This is a genomic window from uncultured Negativibacillus sp., from assembly GCF_944388365.1.
Classification (GTDB): Bacteria; Bacillota; Clostridia; order Oscillospirales; family Ruminococcaceae; genus Negativibacillus.
Genome location: NZ_CALXIN010000011.1, coordinates 1 through 17,172, shown reverse-complemented (window position 1 = coordinate 17,172; position 17,172 = coordinate 1). Strand labels below are relative to the sequence as shown.

General features: G+C 51.2%; 19 protein-coding genes and 1 tRNA gene. 3 read left to right on the top strand and 17 right to left on the bottom strand.

Translation table 11 applies throughout. From position 1 onward, the window contains the following. Positions 1-6 precede the first annotated feature (6 nt). The 10 genes from rsmB to Q0L39_RS03085 form a co-directional block, all read right to left on the bottom strand. The gene (gene rsmB, locus Q0L39_RS03130; protein ID WP_296626879.1) at positions 7-1,347 is read right to left on the bottom strand and encodes a 16S rRNA (cytosine(967)-C(5))-methyltransferase RsmB; all 1,341 of its coding nucleotides are present in this window, start codon (positions 1,345-1,347) and stop codon (positions 7-9) included. A 49-nt stretch (positions 1,348-1,396) separates the two neighbouring features. Next, a complete protein-coding gene (locus Q0L39_RS03125) occupies positions 1,397-2,092 on the bottom strand; it encodes a zinc metallopeptidase (protein WP_296626878.1) in 696 nt (231 codons plus the stop codon). 132 nt (positions 2,093-2,224) lie between these two features. Next, positions 2,225-3,136 carry a methionyl-tRNA formyltransferase gene (gene fmt, locus Q0L39_RS03120; protein ID WP_296626877.1) on the bottom strand — a complete coding sequence of 304 codons (912 nt, stop codon included), beginning with the start codon at positions 3,134-3,136 and terminating at the stop codon, positions 2,225-2,227. 29 nt (positions 3,137-3,165) lie between these two features. Further along, entirely contained in the window at positions 3,166-3,639 is a 474-nt protein-coding gene (def, locus tag Q0L39_RS03115) for a peptide deformylase (protein WP_296626876.1), read from the bottom strand. 37 nt (positions 3,640-3,676) lie between these two features. Then, positions 3,677-6,124: a primosomal protein N' gene (gene priA / locus Q0L39_RS03110; RefSeq protein WP_296626875.1), complete on the bottom strand. Its 2,448-nt coding sequence runs from the start codon at positions 6,122-6,124 to the stop codon at positions 3,677-3,679. A 111-nt stretch (positions 6,125-6,235) separates the two neighbouring features. Next, positions 6,236-6,448, bottom strand: a complete 213-nt coding sequence (locus Q0L39_RS03105) for a DNA-directed RNA polymerase subunit omega (protein ID WP_296626874.1) — start codon at positions 6,446-6,448, stop codon at positions 6,236-6,238. Then, the gene (gmk, locus tag Q0L39_RS03100) at positions 6,441-7,052 is read right to left on the bottom strand and encodes a guanylate kinase (RefSeq protein WP_296626873.1); all 612 of its coding nucleotides are present in this window, start codon (positions 7,050-7,052) and stop codon (positions 6,441-6,443) included. Before gmk ends, Q0L39_RS03105 begins: the two co-directional genes overlap by 8 nt. After that, positions 7,045-7,311: an extracellular matrix/biofilm regulator RemA gene (remA, locus tag Q0L39_RS03095; RefSeq protein ID WP_296626872.1), complete on the bottom strand. Its 267-nt coding sequence runs from the start codon at positions 7,309-7,311 to the stop codon at positions 7,045-7,047. Before remA ends, gmk begins: the two co-directional genes overlap by 8 nt. Before the next feature lie 302 nt (positions 7,312-7,613). Then, complete coding sequence (locus Q0L39_RS03090) at positions 7,614-8,546, bottom strand: YicC/YloC family endoribonuclease (RefSeq protein WP_296626871.1); 933 nt, start codon at positions 8,544-8,546, stop codon at positions 7,614-7,616. 227 nt (positions 8,547-8,773) lie between these two features. Beyond that, the gene (locus Q0L39_RS03085; RefSeq protein ID WP_296626870.1) at positions 8,774-9,877 is read right to left on the bottom strand and encodes an FkbM family methyltransferase; all 1,104 of its coding nucleotides are present in this window, start codon (positions 9,875-9,877) and stop codon (positions 8,774-8,776) included. 167 nt (positions 9,878-10,044) lie between these two features. Here Q0L39_RS03085 and Q0L39_RS03080 point away from each other — a divergent pair. Beyond that, positions 10,045-10,120 (top strand) — tRNA-Ala (locus Q0L39_RS03080). 45 nt (positions 10,121-10,165) lie between these two features. Here the strand turns inward: Q0L39_RS03080 and Q0L39_RS03075 are convergent. The 4 genes from Q0L39_RS03075 to Q0L39_RS03060 form a co-directional block, all read right to left on the bottom strand. Then, the gene (locus Q0L39_RS03075; RefSeq protein WP_296626869.1) at positions 10,166-10,399 is read right to left on the bottom strand and encodes a hypothetical protein; all 234 of its coding nucleotides are present in this window, start codon (positions 10,397-10,399) and stop codon (positions 10,166-10,168) included. A gap of 251 nt (positions 10,400-10,650) precedes the next feature. Next, on the bottom strand, positions 10,651-11,217 hold the full coding sequence (locus Q0L39_RS03070; protein ID WP_296626868.1) for a 6-carboxytetrahydropterin synthase: 567 nt from the start codon (positions 11,215-11,217) through the stop codon (positions 10,651-10,653). Positions 11,218-11,266: 49 nt separating this feature from the next. Continuing rightward, positions 11,267-11,656, bottom strand: a complete 390-nt coding sequence (locus tag Q0L39_RS03065) for a transcriptional repressor (protein WP_296626867.1) — start codon at positions 11,654-11,656, stop codon at positions 11,267-11,269. A 176-nt stretch (positions 11,657-11,832) separates the two neighbouring features. Beyond that, complete coding sequence (locus Q0L39_RS03060; RefSeq protein ID WP_296626866.1) at positions 11,833-13,182, bottom strand: MATE family efflux transporter; 1,350 nt, start codon at positions 13,180-13,182, stop codon at positions 11,833-11,835. A gap of 284 nt (positions 13,183-13,466) precedes the next feature. Between Q0L39_RS03060 and Q0L39_RS03055 the strand changes: the two genes are divergently transcribed. After that, positions 13,467-13,877 carry a hypothetical protein gene (locus tag Q0L39_RS03055; RefSeq protein ID WP_296626865.1) on the top strand — a complete coding sequence of 137 codons (411 nt, stop codon included), beginning with the start codon at positions 13,467-13,469 and terminating at the stop codon, positions 13,875-13,877. Positions 13,878-14,011: 134 nt separating this feature from the next. Here Q0L39_RS03055 and Q0L39_RS03050 read toward each other — a convergent pair whose 3' ends face one another. The 3 genes from Q0L39_RS03050 to Q0L39_RS03040 form a co-directional block, all read right to left on the bottom strand. Continuing rightward, positions 14,012-14,746 carry a gamma-glutamyl-gamma-aminobutyrate hydrolase family protein gene (locus Q0L39_RS03050; RefSeq protein WP_296626864.1) on the bottom strand — a complete coding sequence of 245 codons (735 nt, stop codon included), beginning with the start codon at positions 14,744-14,746 and terminating at the stop codon, positions 14,012-14,014. A 231-nt stretch (positions 14,747-14,977) separates the two neighbouring features. Beyond that, positions 14,978-15,508 carry a GNAT family N-acetyltransferase gene (locus Q0L39_RS03045; protein WP_296626863.1) on the bottom strand — a complete coding sequence of 177 codons (531 nt, stop codon included), beginning with the start codon at positions 15,506-15,508 and terminating at the stop codon, positions 14,978-14,980. A gap of 163 nt (positions 15,509-15,671) precedes the next feature. Beyond that, the gene (locus tag Q0L39_RS03040; protein WP_296626862.1) at positions 15,672-16,358 is read right to left on the bottom strand and encodes a DUF421 domain-containing protein; all 687 of its coding nucleotides are present in this window, start codon (positions 16,356-16,358) and stop codon (positions 15,672-15,674) included. Positions 16,359-16,815: 457 nt separating this feature from the next. On the opposite strand from Q0L39_RS03040, the gene Q0L39_RS03035 reads away from it, so the two are divergent. Further along, on the top strand, positions 16,816-17,172 hold a 357-nt coding region (locus Q0L39_RS03035), incomplete at its 3' end, for a hypothetical protein (RefSeq protein ID WP_296626861.1).

The following is a 17,172-nucleotide window of genomic DNA, read 5'->3' as shown; positions in this document are numbered from 1 at the left end:
GTTATATCACCGCACCTTTTTCATACACGCAATAAAAAATCCATCCGTATCCGCCATCTGCGCAAGCAGCGTCACCTTCCAGGCATCGGGATCGGCAAGCTGTGCCGCTTCCCTCACCTGTTTTGGCAGCGGACAGGGGACAAACTCCGGATGCTGCTGTAAAAATGCCTCGACCACACCGTCGTTTTCCTCCCTGAGCAGCGTACAGGTCGAATAGACCAACACGCCTTCTACCTTCAGATAACGGGATACATTCTCCAGAATCTTCGTCTGAAGGGCTGGCAGCTGCCGCAGTTCCTCCGCCTTTTTATATTTGATCTCCGGTTTGCGGGCGATAATTCCCAGTCCCGAACACGGTGCATCACACAGCACACGGTCGAAGCTGCCGAGCGCCGGCGTAAACTGGGTGGCATCGCACAGCTGCGGATGCACACAGCTCAGTCCCAGACGCTGTGCACCGGAGGATATCTTTCGAATTTTTTCCTCAAAGATGTCACAGCTGATGATCTCCCCCTCTTTGTTCATCTGCTGTGCCACCGAAAAGGACTTGGACCCGGGCGCCGCGCAGCTGTCGAGCACCCGCTGTCCCTGCTGCGCCTGTAGGCTGCAGGCGCACAGCTGGGAGGATTTGTCCTGAATATAAAACAGGCCCTTTTCAAAGCTCTGCAATTTTTCGAGCGACGCCGTGTCAAACAGCTGGATGCAGCCCTCGAGCTGCTCATCCACCTGGACCTGCACGCCTTCCTGCTCCAGCTCTCTGACGCAGTCTGCCACGCTTATCCTGGTGGTATTGACCCGCGCATACAAGGGCGGTCTGTCCAGCGAACGCTCCAGTGTGGCGATGGTCGCTTCCTCCCCATAGTTTTCCAAAAGTTCCCGTATGATCCACTGTGGGCAGGAGTAGCGGACCTCCAGCTTTCTCAGGCGGTTGCCCTTGACCGGCGGAATCTTCTTTTCATCCCGCAAAAAGCTGCGAAGCACCGCATTGACAAAACCGGAAGCGCTCGATACCTTCATTCGGCGGGTCAGCTTAACCGCCTCGTCCACCGCAGCAGCATCGGGCACGTTATCCAGATAGAGCATCTGGTACAGACTGATCCGCAAAATCTCCGCCACAGCGGGAGTGAGCTTGGACACCGGCTTTTTGGAGTAGGCCCCGATGATGTGATCGAGGGTCAGCTTTCGCTCCAGCGCGCCGTAAAACAGTCTGCTTGCAAAGGAGGTGTCCACCGGCGACAGCCCGCTTTTTTTGAGGGTTTCATTTAAAACGAGGTTGGAATATCCTCCCTCACCATTTACTTTCATCAAAGCCTGCACAGCTGCCTGCCTTGCGGTATATTCTGGCATGATGGACAAATCCTTTCTTTTCTGTCATGGTCTGCTGTGCGCAGAACCTCTAGTCGTTATTTCGTCTGCCGAACAGCAGAATCAGACGCAGCAGCTGCGCCAAGCTCGAAAGCAGCGCCGCTACATAGGTCAGTGCCGCTGCGTGCAGCACCTTTCCTGCCATCTTGGTTTCATCGCCTTCCAGCAGGTGGTCATTTTCCAGCGTTTCCAGTGCGCGATAGCTTGCGTCATATTCCACCGGCAGCGTGACCAGCTGGAACACTGCGACGGTCGAAAACAGCACAATACCCAGCTGAATCAGAAAGCCATAGTTAAACAACAGTCCAATCAACAGCACCGGCATCGACAGCGACGAGCCAAACTGGCTGATGGGGATGATGGCGCTGCGGATGCGGATGGGCACATATCCCACTGCATACTGTACTGCATGACCTGCTTCATGGGCGGCAACACCGATGGCTGCCACCGACGAGCTGTTGAACACGCTGTCCGACAGGCGGATGACCTGCGCCTTGGGATCGTAGTGGTCGGTCAGATTTCCCGAGATATGCTCCAGACGGATGTGATAGAGATTGTTCTGATCCAGAATCTGACGGCACACCTGTGCGGCAGTCATGCCTCGCGAGCTGTAAACACGGCTGTACTTCTGATAGGTGGATTTTACACGGGTCTGTGCCCACAGCGCAAAGAACATCGCCGGCACAATCAAAATCCAGTAGTATCGGTCAAAATAGTAAAAAAACATCGACTCTTCCTCTTTTCATCATTGAAAATTTCCTTTTGGCAAGGAGTCCCCATTCTCTTATTATATTGTACAATTTTGAATGGGTTATGAAGAGTATATTCCACATTGGTAAACGTAGAGAAGAAATCAGGCTTATTCTCCCAGTTTTTTCGGTTTTCTTCCGCGCAAAAAGTCCTCGCCCTTCATCCGCTTGCCGCCTTCCAGCTGCACTTCGAGCAGTTCGAGGGCTCCTTCCTTGCAGGCAACGATAAACTTCTTGCTGTCGACGACCTCTCCTGGCTGGCCTTTGCCACTCGCCAGCACAGCGCGATGAACCTTTAACAGCTTTCCATCCACTGTGGTGTGTGCCACCGGCCATGGAGACAGACCGCGGATGAGGTTGTGCAGCGTCTGTGCATCCTTTGTAAAATCCAGCCGAGCAATCTGTTTGTCCAGCATCGGTGCATAGCTCGACAGACTGTTGTCCTGTACTTCGCGCGGCGCTTTGCCCTGTTCAATCAGTTCGATGGTCTCCACCAGTGCCTGTGCGCCGATCTCCTTGAGGCGGTCATGCAGCTCGCCGTAGGTCTCATTTTCTCCGATCGGTGTCTCCTTTTTGAGGATCATGTCGCCGGTATCCAGTCCCTCACCCATGTACATGGTGGTGACACCGGTCACGCTCTCTCCGTTGATGACGCTCCACTGGATCGGACCTGCGCCGCGGTATTTTGGCAGCAGCGAACCATGGACGTTGATGCAGCCATAGCGCGGCAGTTCCAGAATCTCCTTTGGCAGAATCTTGCCGTAGGCAACCACCGCAATCAGGTCCGGCTGCAATTCCTGAAGGATATCCAGCGCAGTGCCGTCGCGCATCTTCTGCGGCTGGAAAACCGGAATATTGTGCGCAAGTGCCAGTTCCTTGACCGGAGGCGCCACCAGCTTATAGCCTCTGCCCTTTGGTTTGTCCGGCTGGGTAAACACGCCGACAATCTGATGGTCGGTCTCCAGCAGCTTCTGCAGCGAAGCCTCTGCAAATTCGGGAGTTCCCATAAAAACAATCTTCATCTGTGATGCCTCTCCTTTGCTGTCTAAAACTAGTCGGCCAGTTCCTCTTCGCTGAGCAGACGGGACATTCTGTCCTTAAACACAACGCCGTCCAGATGGTCGTTTTCGTGGCAGACTGCCCTTGCAAACAGTTCTTCGCCCTCCCTCTCAAACCACTCGCCGTTGCGGTTCTGCGCTTTGACGCGGACAAAGTTTGGACGCTCGACCATTCCGTATTCTCCCGGGAAGGAGAGACAGCCCTCTGCACCGTTCTGGGTGCCGGAGGTCTCCAGAATCTCAGGGTTGATAAACTCGATGATGCCGTCGCCTACGTCGATGACAAACAGGCGGCGCAGCATTCCCACCTGAGGACCTGCCAGACCGACGCCCTGTGCCTGATACATTGTTTCTGCCATATCATCCAGCAGCGACCAGAGTTTCTGATTAAATTCTGTCACCGGACGGCATTTTTTATGCAGTGTTTCGTAACCATCGTTATCTTTTACAATATTTCTAATTGCCATCGTCATAACTTCCTTTCTATACCTTTGAGCATTGACCTTATATATCGTTTCCATTCAGATCCACCCAGATGTGGACCTCACGATTCTGTTTTGCTTCATCAAACAGACGCAGCAGCTCCCACATCAGAGCATAAAACCGCTCCTGAGCGCGGCATTTGATCATAATTCCATAGCGATATTTTCCCGAGATGCGCGGGATCACCGGTTCACACGGATTCATCATCCGCAGCGGCAGGTCGCTGTACTGTTCTGCCGCCTTCTGGCGAAACAGCTCTGCAAACCACAACGCCGCCTTTCGGACAGCTTCCTCCTCTTCTCCCGAAAATCCCACCTGACACAGAGTACAAAACGGAGGATAAAGCGCCAGTTTGCGCGTCTTGATTTCGTCCTGATAAAAGCTCTCGTAATCCTGCCTTGCCGCCTGGCGAATCACCGGATGATCGGGTGACGCCGTCTGAATCAGCGCCCGTCCCGGCAGTGTTCCTCTTCCACAGCGTCCCACCACCTGGGTGAGCAGCGAGAAGGCACGTTCACAGCCGCGGAAATCCTGCGAATAGATCGACTGGTCGGCATTGAGCACTCCCACCAGCGTCACGTCAGGGAAGTTGAGTCCCTTGGCGACCATCTGGGTGCCGACCATGATCTGATATTTTCCGGCGGCAAAGTCGTTAAACTTGGTTTCATGCGACATCCTCGACATGGTGGTGTCCATGTCCACCCGCAAAATCTGCGCCTGCGGGAAGATATAATGCAGTTCGTCCTCGATGCGCTGGGTTCCGCTGCCGGTATAGCTGATCAGTGGGCTGCCGCAGTTGGGACAGTTTTCCTCCAACCGGCGCGAATAGCCGCAGTAGTGGCACATTAGCTGTCCGTTGACATGGTGATAGGTCAGCGCCACCGAACAGTTGGGGCATTTTGCCACCTCACCGCATTCATTGCAGCGCACCACCGTGTGATAGCCTCTGCGGTTTAACAGCAGGATGCTCTGCTGTCCCGCCGCCAGATTGTCGCGAAGCTCATGCGTCAGCTCCTGGCTGATGTCCGTCCCGTAGCTCTGGCTCATATCCACAATCTGCACCTGTGGCAGCTGATTGCCCAGATACCGTTTTGTCAGCGTGACCAGATGGATGCGCCCGCGCTTTGCCTGATAATATGTTTCCACGCTGGGAGTTGCCGACGCCAGCAGCAGCATCGCCTTGTGCCAGCGGCAGCGTGCTCTGGCAATGTCACGCGCATGATAGCGCGGCGACGACTGGGAGGCATAGGCGCTCTCCTGCTCCTCGTCGATGACGATCAGACCGATCTCACGAAGCGGCGCAAATACCGCCGACCGCGTGCCGACCACCACATCAGCCAGTCCCTTTCGGATGCGCTTGTATTCGTCGGCGCGCTCCGCCATCGTCAGTCCGCTGTGCAGCACCGCTACCTTCTGTCCAAACCGCCGCGAAAACAGTTCCACCGTCTGCGGCGTCAGCGAGATCTCCGGCACCAGAATGATGACGCCCTTGCCTTGGGCGCGCACCTGCTCGACCAGCTGCAAGTAGACCTGGCTCTTTCCCGAGCCGGTCACGCCGTACAGCAGCGCCGAAAGCGTTCCGCTTTCGCGCTGCTCCTGCCACAGCTGCCACAGTTGTTCGAGGGCTTTGTTCTGCGCGGCATCCAGCACAATCTTTTCTGGCGGCGCCAGCGTTCGATCCGCATAGGGACTGCGGAAGATCTGCCGTCCGTAATAGCTGACCAGCCCTGCCTGCTCCATCTTGTCGATGGTCTGTCGGGTGGTACCGGTGTAATAGCAAAGTTCCTTGAGCGAAACGGACGGCGACTGGCGCAGCAGTTCAATGATTTCCTTGCGCTTTGCAGTCAGACGGATGCCGTCCTCCTGCATCTTCTGTACCTTTTCCTCGTCCAGGCGGACGATGATCTCCTTGCTGTCGGCGCTTTTTTCCCGAACATCCTCCATCAGCAGGATTGCTTTGCACTCGATCAGCTGCCGAAGTTCAGGGTCCTTTCTGCTCAGTGACAATTCCTCCAGCATCTGTTCCCATTCCACCGGCTTTTTATATGCTGACAGATAGGTTTTAATCCGCTGCTGTACGCCGCTCATCGGTTGAGGCCAGGCAGTTTCCTCTCCTTTTGCACACATCATCCGCACGCGAAAGCTCAGTCCAGCGGGAACGACTGCGCGCAGTGCCTCATAGTAGGTACAGAACACCCTTTTGTGCAGCCATCTGACCAGCCACAGCTGTTCTTCATCCAGCAGCGGCTGTGTATCCAATACACGCCGCACCGGCTTGAGCTTTTTTAGATCGGAACTATTTTCCTCCAGTGCCATCACCAAACCCTGACGGGAATGATTGGCTCGTCCAAACGGCACCAGCACCCGACAGCCTGGAAAAATCTCCTGCTGCAAGCGGGAGGGAACCTGGTAAGAAAACTCTATATCAAAGGCATAAGCGGTATTTTCCACCACAACCTTTGCGATCATCCTGCCATTCTCCTCCCTGTCTTAAGATGGTTTCCTCACAAAGAACGGGCGGCAGATGCCACCCGTTTTTTTCCACAGTTTCAAGCGCAAACGGTGAAAAAATGGGCTTCCCTAGTTTGCGTCCTTGATTTTTACCAGATCTCTGACTCTGACCTTGCCCGAAGCAAAATCTTCCAGAGATGCAGTAACCGGTTTTTTCTCCATCGGCATGTTGTTGTCTGCCCAGTAATCGGCAATCTCTCGTGCATGTCTTGCAACAGCAACAACAAATGCGTAATAGCTTTCTCCTTCACGAATAATCTGCGACATCGCTGGTCTAAGCATGTTGATTCACCTCATCAAGAAATTCTTTCATATTATTTTTATTATAACGATTCGCACAGATGATCTGCGTCAGTCTTTCCACAGCCTGCTCAACCGTATCGTTGACAATGATATAATCGTACTCCTGCGCACACTGAAGTTCTTTGCGCGCAATGTTCAGACGGTTTTCCACCGTCTTGGCGTCCTCGGTCTGCCGTCCGGTCAGACGGTTTGCCAGCTCTTCAAAGCTTGGTGGCGCAATAAAGATTAAAAGTGCGTCCGGACAGCTTTTCTTTACCTGCAAAGCGCCCTGCACTTCGATTTCCAGAATAACGTCGTTTCCCTGCTGGCGCTGTTCTTCCACCGGCTGACGCGGTGTTCCATAGTAGTTGCCGTTATAGCTTGCATATTCGAGCATTCCGCCGTTCTGGGCGGTCTGTTCAAACTCCTCACGGCTGAGAAAATAATACTGCACACCGTGCTGCTCGCCTGGACGCGGAGCGCGGGTGGTAGCAGATACCGAATAGGCAATCTTATCGCGGCTTGCCAGATACTGTGCCAGCACCGTTCCCTTGCCGACGCCGCTGGGACCGGATACAACAATCAGCTGTCCTTTTTTATTCATCTTCCTCCAGCTCCTCCTCATCGTCATCGTCGTTGAGACGGTTGGCGACCGTCTCCGGCTGCACCGCGGAAAGAATCACATGGTCGCTGTCGGTGATGATCACCGCCCTGGTTCTTCGTCCATAGGTCGCGTCAATCAGACTGCCTCGTTCCCTGGCATCAGTAATGATTCGCTTGATCGGAGCAGACTCCGGACTGACAATCGCTACCAGCCGGTTTGCGGAGACCATGTTACCAAAACCAATGTTGATCAGTTTCATACTTTTTCTTCCTTTCCAAAACCGGATATCCTATTCTTTGTCTGGTCCAAAACCCAAACGCTGCAACAGGTATGCTCCGGCAAGACCTTTGAGTGTACGCAGACACAAATAAGCCGCAGCGGCACAGCAGACTGCCGCTGCTTCCTGCCAGAGTGGTCCCTCCACATAGCGCAGATGGACCCGCTTTCCATTTTGATTTGTGCTGATGCTGCCGATCCCTCTGCAAAAAACCAGCCTGTTTGCTGACCTTTGTTTTTCAGGCGGCAATGAGATATATTTTTTCATCCTGCTTCCTTCTGGAATTATTCGATGTTCTGGATTTGTTCTCTGATCTTTTCGATCTCCGATTTCAGATCGACAACTACCCTTGCAATCTCCAGATCCTGTGCCTTGGAGCCGATGGTGTTGGCTTCGCGGTTAAACTCCTGCACCAGAAAATCCAGCTTTCTGCCCACCGGTTCTCCGCTGCGCAGAATCTCGCGGAACTGATGAACGTGGCTTCCCAGACGGACGGTCTCCTCCGCTACTGCAATCTTTTCTGCAAAGATTGCCACCTCGGTGATGACTCTCTGCTCATCCACCGTGTTGTTCTGCAATACTTCCTGCAATTTTGCGTACAGACGTTTGGAGTAATTTTCCACCGTCTTTGGCGAAAGTTCCTCCACCTTTTTGACCATCTGTTCGATCAGCTCCAGACGGTACAGCAGATCCTGCTTCATCTTTTCGCCTTCGACACGGCGCATCTGCATGAAGTTGTCCACTGCCTCCTGTGCCACCTGCGAAACGGCGCTCCAGATTTCCTCCTCATCGTCCTCCACACGAATGACACTGAAGATGTCCGAAAAACGGGTCATCTGGGAGACGGTCAGGTCATTTTTCAGCTGCAGATCCTCCGACAGGTCGCGCAGCGCCTCCAGATAGGAACGAGCCAGATCGTGGTTGATGACCACCTTGGTATCGGTGCCGCTGACTGTCTGGATGGTCAGCGAAACATCCACCTTGCCGCGGGAAACCGACGCTTTGACCAGATTTTTTAACCGGTCCTCCAGGTAGGAATATGCCCTTGGCACTCTGGAAGAATACTCTAAAAAGCGGTGATTGACCGAGCGGATCTCGACGGTGATCTCCTTGTTGCCGATGAGCTTCTGTGCACGACCATAGCCTGTCATGCTGTACAATGCTGCCGAGGTGTTATTCTGTGCGTTCTGCTGTTCCTCTGTTACGTTCGACTGCATATCTCTCACGCTCCTCTTTCCCGATGGGAAATTTCAAATGCTGAATAACTTATTTTTGATGGCATCTGTTGTTTTTATCAAGGCAACAGAGCCTGATTATCCTATCTTAATATTTTACTATACTTGGCAATCCCCTGTCAATAAACATGGGAGGATTTGCTCTTTCTTTTGTCGTTTTTCTCTTTCCTGCTCTTAAATTCTGGTTCATACGCTGCAATTTCCATCTGCTATATACAATAAAGATTGGTGTCCCAGGCAGGAATATACTGATAATGGCGCAGATAGAACCGGTAATCGCTGCGCATCGAGGCAATCTGCAGCGGCAGCGCAAACAGGTCCTCGCTGCGATGATAGGCTGCAATGAGCATCTTCGGGCGGTCCCGCTGGATGATTTTGCGGCAGCCTTCCAGCGCCTGCCGCTCTGCGCCTTCCACATCCATGTTGATGAGCGTCACCGCTTCCTCTCCGGCGATGTTGTCCAGCGACTGTGCCTGCACCTGCTTGAGCTTGCTTTTGGCAGCTCCCTGTACACCGGTGAGCAGCGATTCCTCCTTGAGTGCCGACTGGCGTCCGGCACGGCTGTCAAACTCCAGCACCTCCTCGTGGGAATAGGCTGCCATCTGCACACAGGTGGCGCGGTCGCTCAGTCCCATCTGTTCCACCGCTGCACACAGCTTCTGGTGGGTCTTTTGGTCCGGCTCAAAGGCAAACACCCGCTCACAGCCGCCGGCATACTGCAAAAGTTCGGCGATGGTGTCGCCGCGGTAGGCGCCCAGATCGGCAAAATGCTCCTTCGGCGTCGGCTGCAGAAGGTTTCGATACGCTTCCTCCGGCTCGGTGGTACAGTCAAACAGATAGTCCAGCTTGCCGCTGAGCTTGAAATTGACGATATTGTGCAGCACCTTTCTAGATTGTTCGTCAGCCAACATCCGCTCCACCTGCAAAAATTCCTGCTCGTGCTGCTGCACAAAGTCGAGGGTAAACAGATTGACTCCTGCGACCGGCACATCGGGTGCGACCAGCTCGTGCCGGCTTGCAATGGCTTTGATATTCTCGATGGTGGGCAGGTCGCGCACTGCAAACGCCATCACGATGATAAAATCGTCAAACCGCTCCTCAATCTCGGACAGGTGCTCGACCTGATACCCCATAAAATTATTTTTGCGCACAAAGCCTTCGCTTGCAAACATCGCCTGTGGACGGCAGCCATAGCGCTCCATCACCTGCATAATCTTGAGGGCGCCGTCGCCCATGCCATACATGACAATCGGCTTTTTGCACTGCTGCAGCCGCTGCCACACATCCTGTGTTTCACAAATCCAGTCCAGCATTCTGTTTCTCCTTCCATTTCCGACAACTTATCTTGCCTTCAGTATACCACAATTTCTGTCTAGGCTCAATTTTACGGGGACAGTTTTCTTTTCGCAGGGCAATTTGGCCAGAAAACATCTTGACAATCCTTCCTCAACGGGATATAATGGAAAGGCAAAATTCCTACGGGGGCGTAGCGCAGTTGGGAGCGCGTTTGAATGGCATTCAAAAGGTCGTCGGTTCGATCCCGATCGTCTCCACCAGGATATTAAAGGACCCTTCACCAGTCGGTGAAGGGTCCTTTTTTGTTACCATTCGATCCTTTCTCCACAGTGCGGACAGTATTTATTGTCAACCTTTCCCAGAAAACGTCCGCAGCTTGGACACCTTCCAAAGAGAATCCAGATAAACGCTCCTGCAAAGACAAACGCGATCCCCAGATACCCTAGCCATAGGATCTTTGTGACCGAACAAATGACCAACAGAATTGCCATGATCAGGCAGGAGAGCAGCAGCAGATTTTTTGCAGTCTTTAGCTTCATAAGGATTTCACCCTTCCTTTCCGCGGTCTTTTTTTCTTGTTACCATCAGTATAGCAAAAGAAAAAGTTTTTTCAACAAAACATGCCGATCTCTGCTGACCTGCTTTTATTTTCAAACAAACAGGGGCTGTGTACGCAAAGCACACAGCCCCTGTTTGCTATAAGAGGTGTTCTATCTGCTGATTGGAGTAAGCCGGCTCCAACAGCATCTTATCCTTGGTTGATAGGAAGGTTCTTTTCTTGTTGAGAAGGCTACTGCTTTCTGTATCCGCATTTTGGACATACGCCGTTTTCGTCCAGCGCAATGCCGCACAGCGGGCAGCGTTCCAGCTTCAGATGTGGCTCATACTCCTCCGACGCCGCATTGACGCCGCTGGTGAAGGTCAGCTTGACGATGTTGAGCTTATCCTTCAGCAGGTCATATACAATTTTAATCATGCCTTCTACGGTCATCGTTTCCTTGGTGACTACCAGACGGCACTCCGGATATGCGGTTGCAAGTTCGGTCTTGAATGCTGGACCTTTCATGACATTGTTTGGTGCACCATCTTTGATGCCCTGTTTTTCATATACTTCCAAAACTGCTGGCAGCAGTGGATCATCTTCCCGTAAAATCAGCGCATGGTCGAAGTTCTTCAGCACTTCCCATGCCGTCTTTTGAATCTCGTTACATGGAAACGCCATGTTGACACCTGGGTTGATTGTATCTTCAACCTCGATGGTCAAAACGCCCGTATGTCCGTGCAGATACTGTGCTTCTCCCTTGAAGCCATAAAAACGGTGTGCGTACTGCAGATCCAATGTGGTAATACTTCTCATTCTCATATCTCCTTTACAATTATATTTACGGGTTTTCCCGTATTTTGCCTTATTCTCGTGCCTTTTTTGCACATTCCGGACAGACTCCGCGGAACATCAGGTCAAATCCCTGCAATTCAAATCCGCTGCTGTCCTGCACCAGCTGCTCCAGATTGGGCAGCTGTTCCATCTGTACATCATACACTGCGCCGCATTTGACACAACGAACGTGGTAATGACGGTGACAGCAATGGTCAAAATGGTCTGCTCCATCCGGTGTTTCCAGCTTTTTGATCTCTCCATCCTCCGCCAACTGGTTCAAATTTCGGTACACCGTCCCGCGGCTGATGGTGGGATGCTGCTGTGCCACAGCCTCATACACCTGATCCGCTGTCGGGTGAGACTGTAATTTCTGAACAGTCTGTAACACTAAGGTGCGTTGAATGGTATTTCGTTTCATCTTTGGTCTGTTCCCTTCTGATATCTTATCTTTAATGAGATTATATCCTAATAAAGATTTTATTTCAATTCGTATTTTCATCAAAGAATCCTTTTAAAACTTGTCCAATTTGGACAAAACTCGATCGTAATTCAGCTGCATAAAAAAATCCCCTCTCCGATGGAAAGGGGATTTTTTTAATCTTTGTTGTCCATGGCGTGCAGCCAGTCTGCTTTTCGATAATAGATGAAGAAGGTAACCGAGCTGAGTACCCAGGTAATCGGATAGACCCAGTAAACCGCCTGAATCGAGTGGGTGATCGGTACCAGAATCGAAAGGATGCTGACGCGGACGATACACCAGCAGACCATCATGACCATCATCGGGATGACCGCCTTGCCGGCTCCGCGCAGGATCGCTGCAACCGAATGGGAGTATGCCAGCAGGAAGAAGAACAGTGCCGAGGTGCGAGCACGGGCAGCACCAAATGCAACTACCTCCGGCGTGGAGTCGAAGGCGGAGATCAGCACCGGCGCCAGAATGAAGATGATGACACCGATCAATTCTGCCAGAATTGCCGCGCTGATAATGCCAAAGCGTGCGCCCTGTCGGGTTCGTTCATACTGCTTGGCACCGAGGTTCTGACCGACAAAGGTGGTCATCGCCATGGTGAAGCTGGTGATCGGCAGAAAACCGAAACCTTCGATCTTGGAAAAGGCGCCGCAGCCTGCCATTGCCATCGCGCCAAACGAGTTGATATTTGCCTGCACAACAACGTTGGCCAATGCGATGATCGAGTTCTGAACGCCGGAAGGCAAACCAAAGCGGATAATCTGTCCCAGCATATCCATATTGAAGCGGATATCCCGCAGCGACAGACGATACTCAGCCTTGGTACGAATCAGCTGGAACATGCACAGAAAGGCGCTGACCAACTGGGAAATGGTGGTCGCCAATGCCGCTCCTTCGACACCGGTGTGAAAAACAGCGATGAACACCAGGTCGAGCACCACATTGACCACCGACGAAACGATCAGATAGTACAACGGATGGCGGCTGTCACCTACTGCCTGCAGAATACCTACAAAGATATTGTACATGACAAAGCCCAGAGAACCCATGAAGTAGACCCGAAAATAAGCCACCGAGTCAGGCATAACATTTTCCGGTGTGCCCATCCAGATCAGAATCTGCGGCGCAAAGATGACACCGACAAAGGTCATGATTACGCTTGCTACCAGACCAAAGGCAACCGTCGTATGAATAGCGGTGTGCAGGCTCTCCTGATCCCGCGCACCAAAATAGCGGGCGATAACAACACCTGCACCGATCGAAACGCCATTGAGGAAACCGATCAGCAAAAAGATCAGGTTACCTGAGGAGCTGACCGCTGCCAGCGCATTGCTGCCCAGAAAGTTTCCCACGATCAGTGAGTCGACCGTGTTGTACATCTGCTGAAACAGATTGCCGAAAAAAATAGGCAAAGCAAAAAAGGTGATCCTTTTCCAGATTGCCCCCTCGGTCATCAGCTTTTGTGTGTCTGCCATTTATTTTCCTCCTTACCTCTTGGTCCGGCACTTCCCAACCGAACCTCTCCAATCATCCTTCCCTGTCCATCACACGCAAACAACATGAGGGAATTTCCATCATCTATTCACTCTGCACGGACATGATGATTCTCTCTTCTTTTTACTTTACCCAGTATATACCTTCCTGTTATAAATAGCAAGCCGCCCACCTCACTGCCAGATTCTTACCGCTTTTCCCTGTCACCAATCTTCACCCTCCCACATAGGATGGAGAGAAGCAAATGAAAAGGAGGAGATTCACAATGCTTCCAACAAATACAACTTCCACTATGGCCGAAGATATGACCTGTCCTGCTGTCGGTTATCAGTCCGCATCCGTTTGTGTACCGATCACCGTCACCCCATACGCAAAAACCGGCGCCACCGTCACCAAATGCTGCGGCAATCCGGTTGTCACTCCAGGCAGAGACATCTGCGGCGGCCTGAAAAATGGCTCCTGCTTCTTTACCATCAGCCAGGATATTTGTGTTGCTGTTCCTGTTGACTTCGGTGCTATTGCAACTGTAGGCGACACCTATGTTGCTTGCAACGATGCTTCGGACAAGGACATCTGCTCGGCCTGTGGCACCGTTGTTCCACCTGTTGTCAACCCAATCATTCCAGAAGCTCCACTGCCGGAAACTACCATTCCTGAAACTTCTGTTTCCCTGTAACCTTCCTCCGAACATTTTGTGTTCTGCAAAACGCTCAAAAAATGCAGCCTGCCGGTGCAGGCTGCATTTTTCTTTTTGCGTGCTTCAATCAAAAAGGAACCTGTTTTTGACAGGTTCCTTTTTCTTCTAACTGATTATTTAGAGGCAGTACAGATTGCAACAAAGTGCTCAAACAGTTCCTTCATCTGCTCATTTCCGCAGGCTGCCATCATTTCAGGGTGCCACTGAATACCGATGACCGGTGTACCCTCTTTCTTTTCGATCGCTTCTACAACGCCATCATGTGCAGTTGCAGCAACGATAAATCCATCCGCAACCTTTTTTACCGCCTGATGGTGGAAGCTGTTGACATCCACCTGCTGCGGCAGAAAGTTCAGGAATTTGCTCTGCTCATTGACGGTTACACTGTGGCAGGGATAACGGCCAGGTGCATTGCCGACATGTTTATAGATGGTCGCTTTCTGTGCCTGCAAATCCTGATAGAGGGTTCCTCCATAGGCAACGTTGATTGCCTGACAGCCCTTGCAGATGCCCAGAACCGGCTTGTTCATCTTCTCACAGGTGTGCAGCAGGTCCATATAGAACTGGTCGATTTCCAGCAAAGTGAACGCCTGTTCTGCAATCGGCTGCTCTCCATACAGACGAGGATCAATATCATATCCTCCCGAAAAGATAACGCCATCCAGATGCTCAATCTGGCGCTCCAACAGGCTGGCATCCATCAGATTTGGCAGGATCACCGGCACGCCGCCGCCCAGCTCTACGCTTTTTACATAGCTGTCATTGATATAGACGCGTGTGGTCGAACCCTTGTTGCCTCCATCCACGCATGTCAGATTTGCAGCAATTCCAATCAGTGGCTTTTTCATCGTATTTCTCCTCCGCTTCGTTCCTGATTTTCCTGCGGTCCTCTGTTGCAATCGCAGGTATTTCTGTACCGATTATAGCAGGAGGTAAAAAAGAAAGCAATCACTTTCATGAAAATTTGTTTATTCCGCTGCAAATTTTCTCCATTCAGAAAATTGGAGCCCATCTCAGGCAAAAAGTAAAGCAGATCATATTCTTTCGGTCAACGGTTGTAAATTTAGGCAGATACTCTTTTAGCGTGAGCCGTTCTTTGCAAAATCGCTGCGGTAGATCATGCCATAGCAATCGGGATCGACCTCGCCGGTTGTGTAGACAAAAGCATCCTGCTTTTCGATGATAAACCCACAGCTTTGATGGGTTCGCAGCGAAGCGGTATTGTTCTTGTTGACCGCATCGCGGATAATAAACTCTCCCTGCTGACCTAAATCATCAAAGACCTGACAGAGCAGCTGCTTGGCGTATCCTTTTCTGCGGCAGGACGGCAGAGTCTCCAGCGCTTCCAGATAATGATAACCTTCCGCCTGATACAGACGAAGGACGCTGACCCACACACCATCCTGTTCCAGTACATAGTAGCAATTTCCCTGTTTTGAAAAAAACTCCTCCTTCAGATACTGCAAAAAATCCTGCTCGATTTTTCGCAGTCCTACCACCGGATCAAGCTCCGGCAGGAAATAAGCAACATTTTTCTCGTTGCCCTCGCGGTAAAGCTCCATCAGTTTTCGTTCGTCCAACTGTTCGTATCGCTCGATGGTCAATAACATTGTCTTTCCCTCCTCTAAAGCGTTGACACGAGCTTAGTATAGCACAGTTTCCACTGTTGTGGAAGTGATACCGGCAATGCACTGTTCTGCCGGCTGTTATCCGTTGGGAAAGGCTGGCAATTCGAAAAGGAGGGAGGGACATTTTGTTATATGACAGCATCTCTTAATCTTTGGAGGGGTATTTCTCAAACAGGACAAACCTGAGATTTCGGTCACAGACAGCCAGCACCACATCCTGCGGAGAATGGATGTGCCTTTGTTTGAGCTGTTTATTCAGCCAGGTCAAATCCATGCCCATTCGCTTGAGGTTGTCCTCCAGAATGCGGCCATCCATGATAAGTTCTGTGAACAGCAGTTCCTGCTGTGGAGACAGGTTCAGATCATTCGGTGTAGCGGGACGCTGGCTGCTGACCGGAAGGATGGTCAGTTTTCCATTGTATTCAAAAACAGCCGTTTGGATATTCGTCAAGTCAAAATATCCCTGCTGTCTGCACATCACCATAAACTCGCTTAAATCCAGTTTTGCTTTTTTGAGGTTTTCATAGTATAACTTCCCATGATCCATCAAAATGGTGGGCGTACCGTTGAGATACTTGCGTGTTCTGGGAAACTTGTTGGAAATGACGCTCAGCAGCAGTGTGATGCCGCCATAAATGAGCATAGCAGTCAGTGGCTTCCATGGCTCCTCCAATTCCGTCGCCATTTCTGCCGCAATCGAACCGATCGTAATTCCCGTGATGTAATCAAAAAAATCCAACTGTGCAATCTGTTTGTGTCCAATAAACTTAGCAGTCAAAAATAAAAAGCCGAACGATCCCAACGTCACCAGACAAAGATTTAAAAAGCTCATGCTGTGATCCCCTTTCCCTGCTATTCTGACCTTTATTTTTTACAAACATGCACAATCAATCTGTATAAATACAGATTACCCGCAGTTTTTATTTTGAAGGCAGGAAAAAGGCAGAAAAACAAATCGCTTTTTATCTTGGTTTAAAGTTGAATAAACCGATTCCATAAAAAAACAGCCCCGAAAAATCGGGACTGTTTTGTCAAAATAGCAGTCGAGCGGGATATACAAAGTCTGCCGGTGGGCGGGTTGAACCCGCAGACTGTTTCGCGCTTGTGTTTCCCGCAAACCCATCCTTTCAGCACGCGGCACTCGTTTGAGAAAAAGCCTTCATTCAAAATCAGGTTTCTCCAAAAAAATACGATTTGTCTGCTCCGGAACTTTTCTGACGGAGAAGGAGTCGAGCGGGATATACAAAGTCTGCCGGTGGGCGGGTTGAACCCGCAGACTGTTTCGCGCTTTGGTTTCCTGCAAACCCATCCTTTCAGCACGCGGCACTCGTTTAAGAAAGAGCCTTCATTCAAAATCAGGTTTCTCCAAAAAATACGACTTGTCTGCACCGGAACTTTTCTGGCGGAGAAGGAGTCGAGCGGGAAAAGACATTATTGCCGGTGGCAATGATGTCCCCGCGAGTGTTGGCTACACAATCACTTTTCTAAAATTCGCAACTTTCTACTGTGCAGCCCTGAGAATGGACTTTGTCCATTCTCCCAACTTTTACTTTGGCGATGAACAAATCAGCTTCTACGCAAAAAAAAGCACGATGCGTTTGCATCGTGCTTTTTTGGCGGAGAAGGAGGGACTCACTCCGTTACCC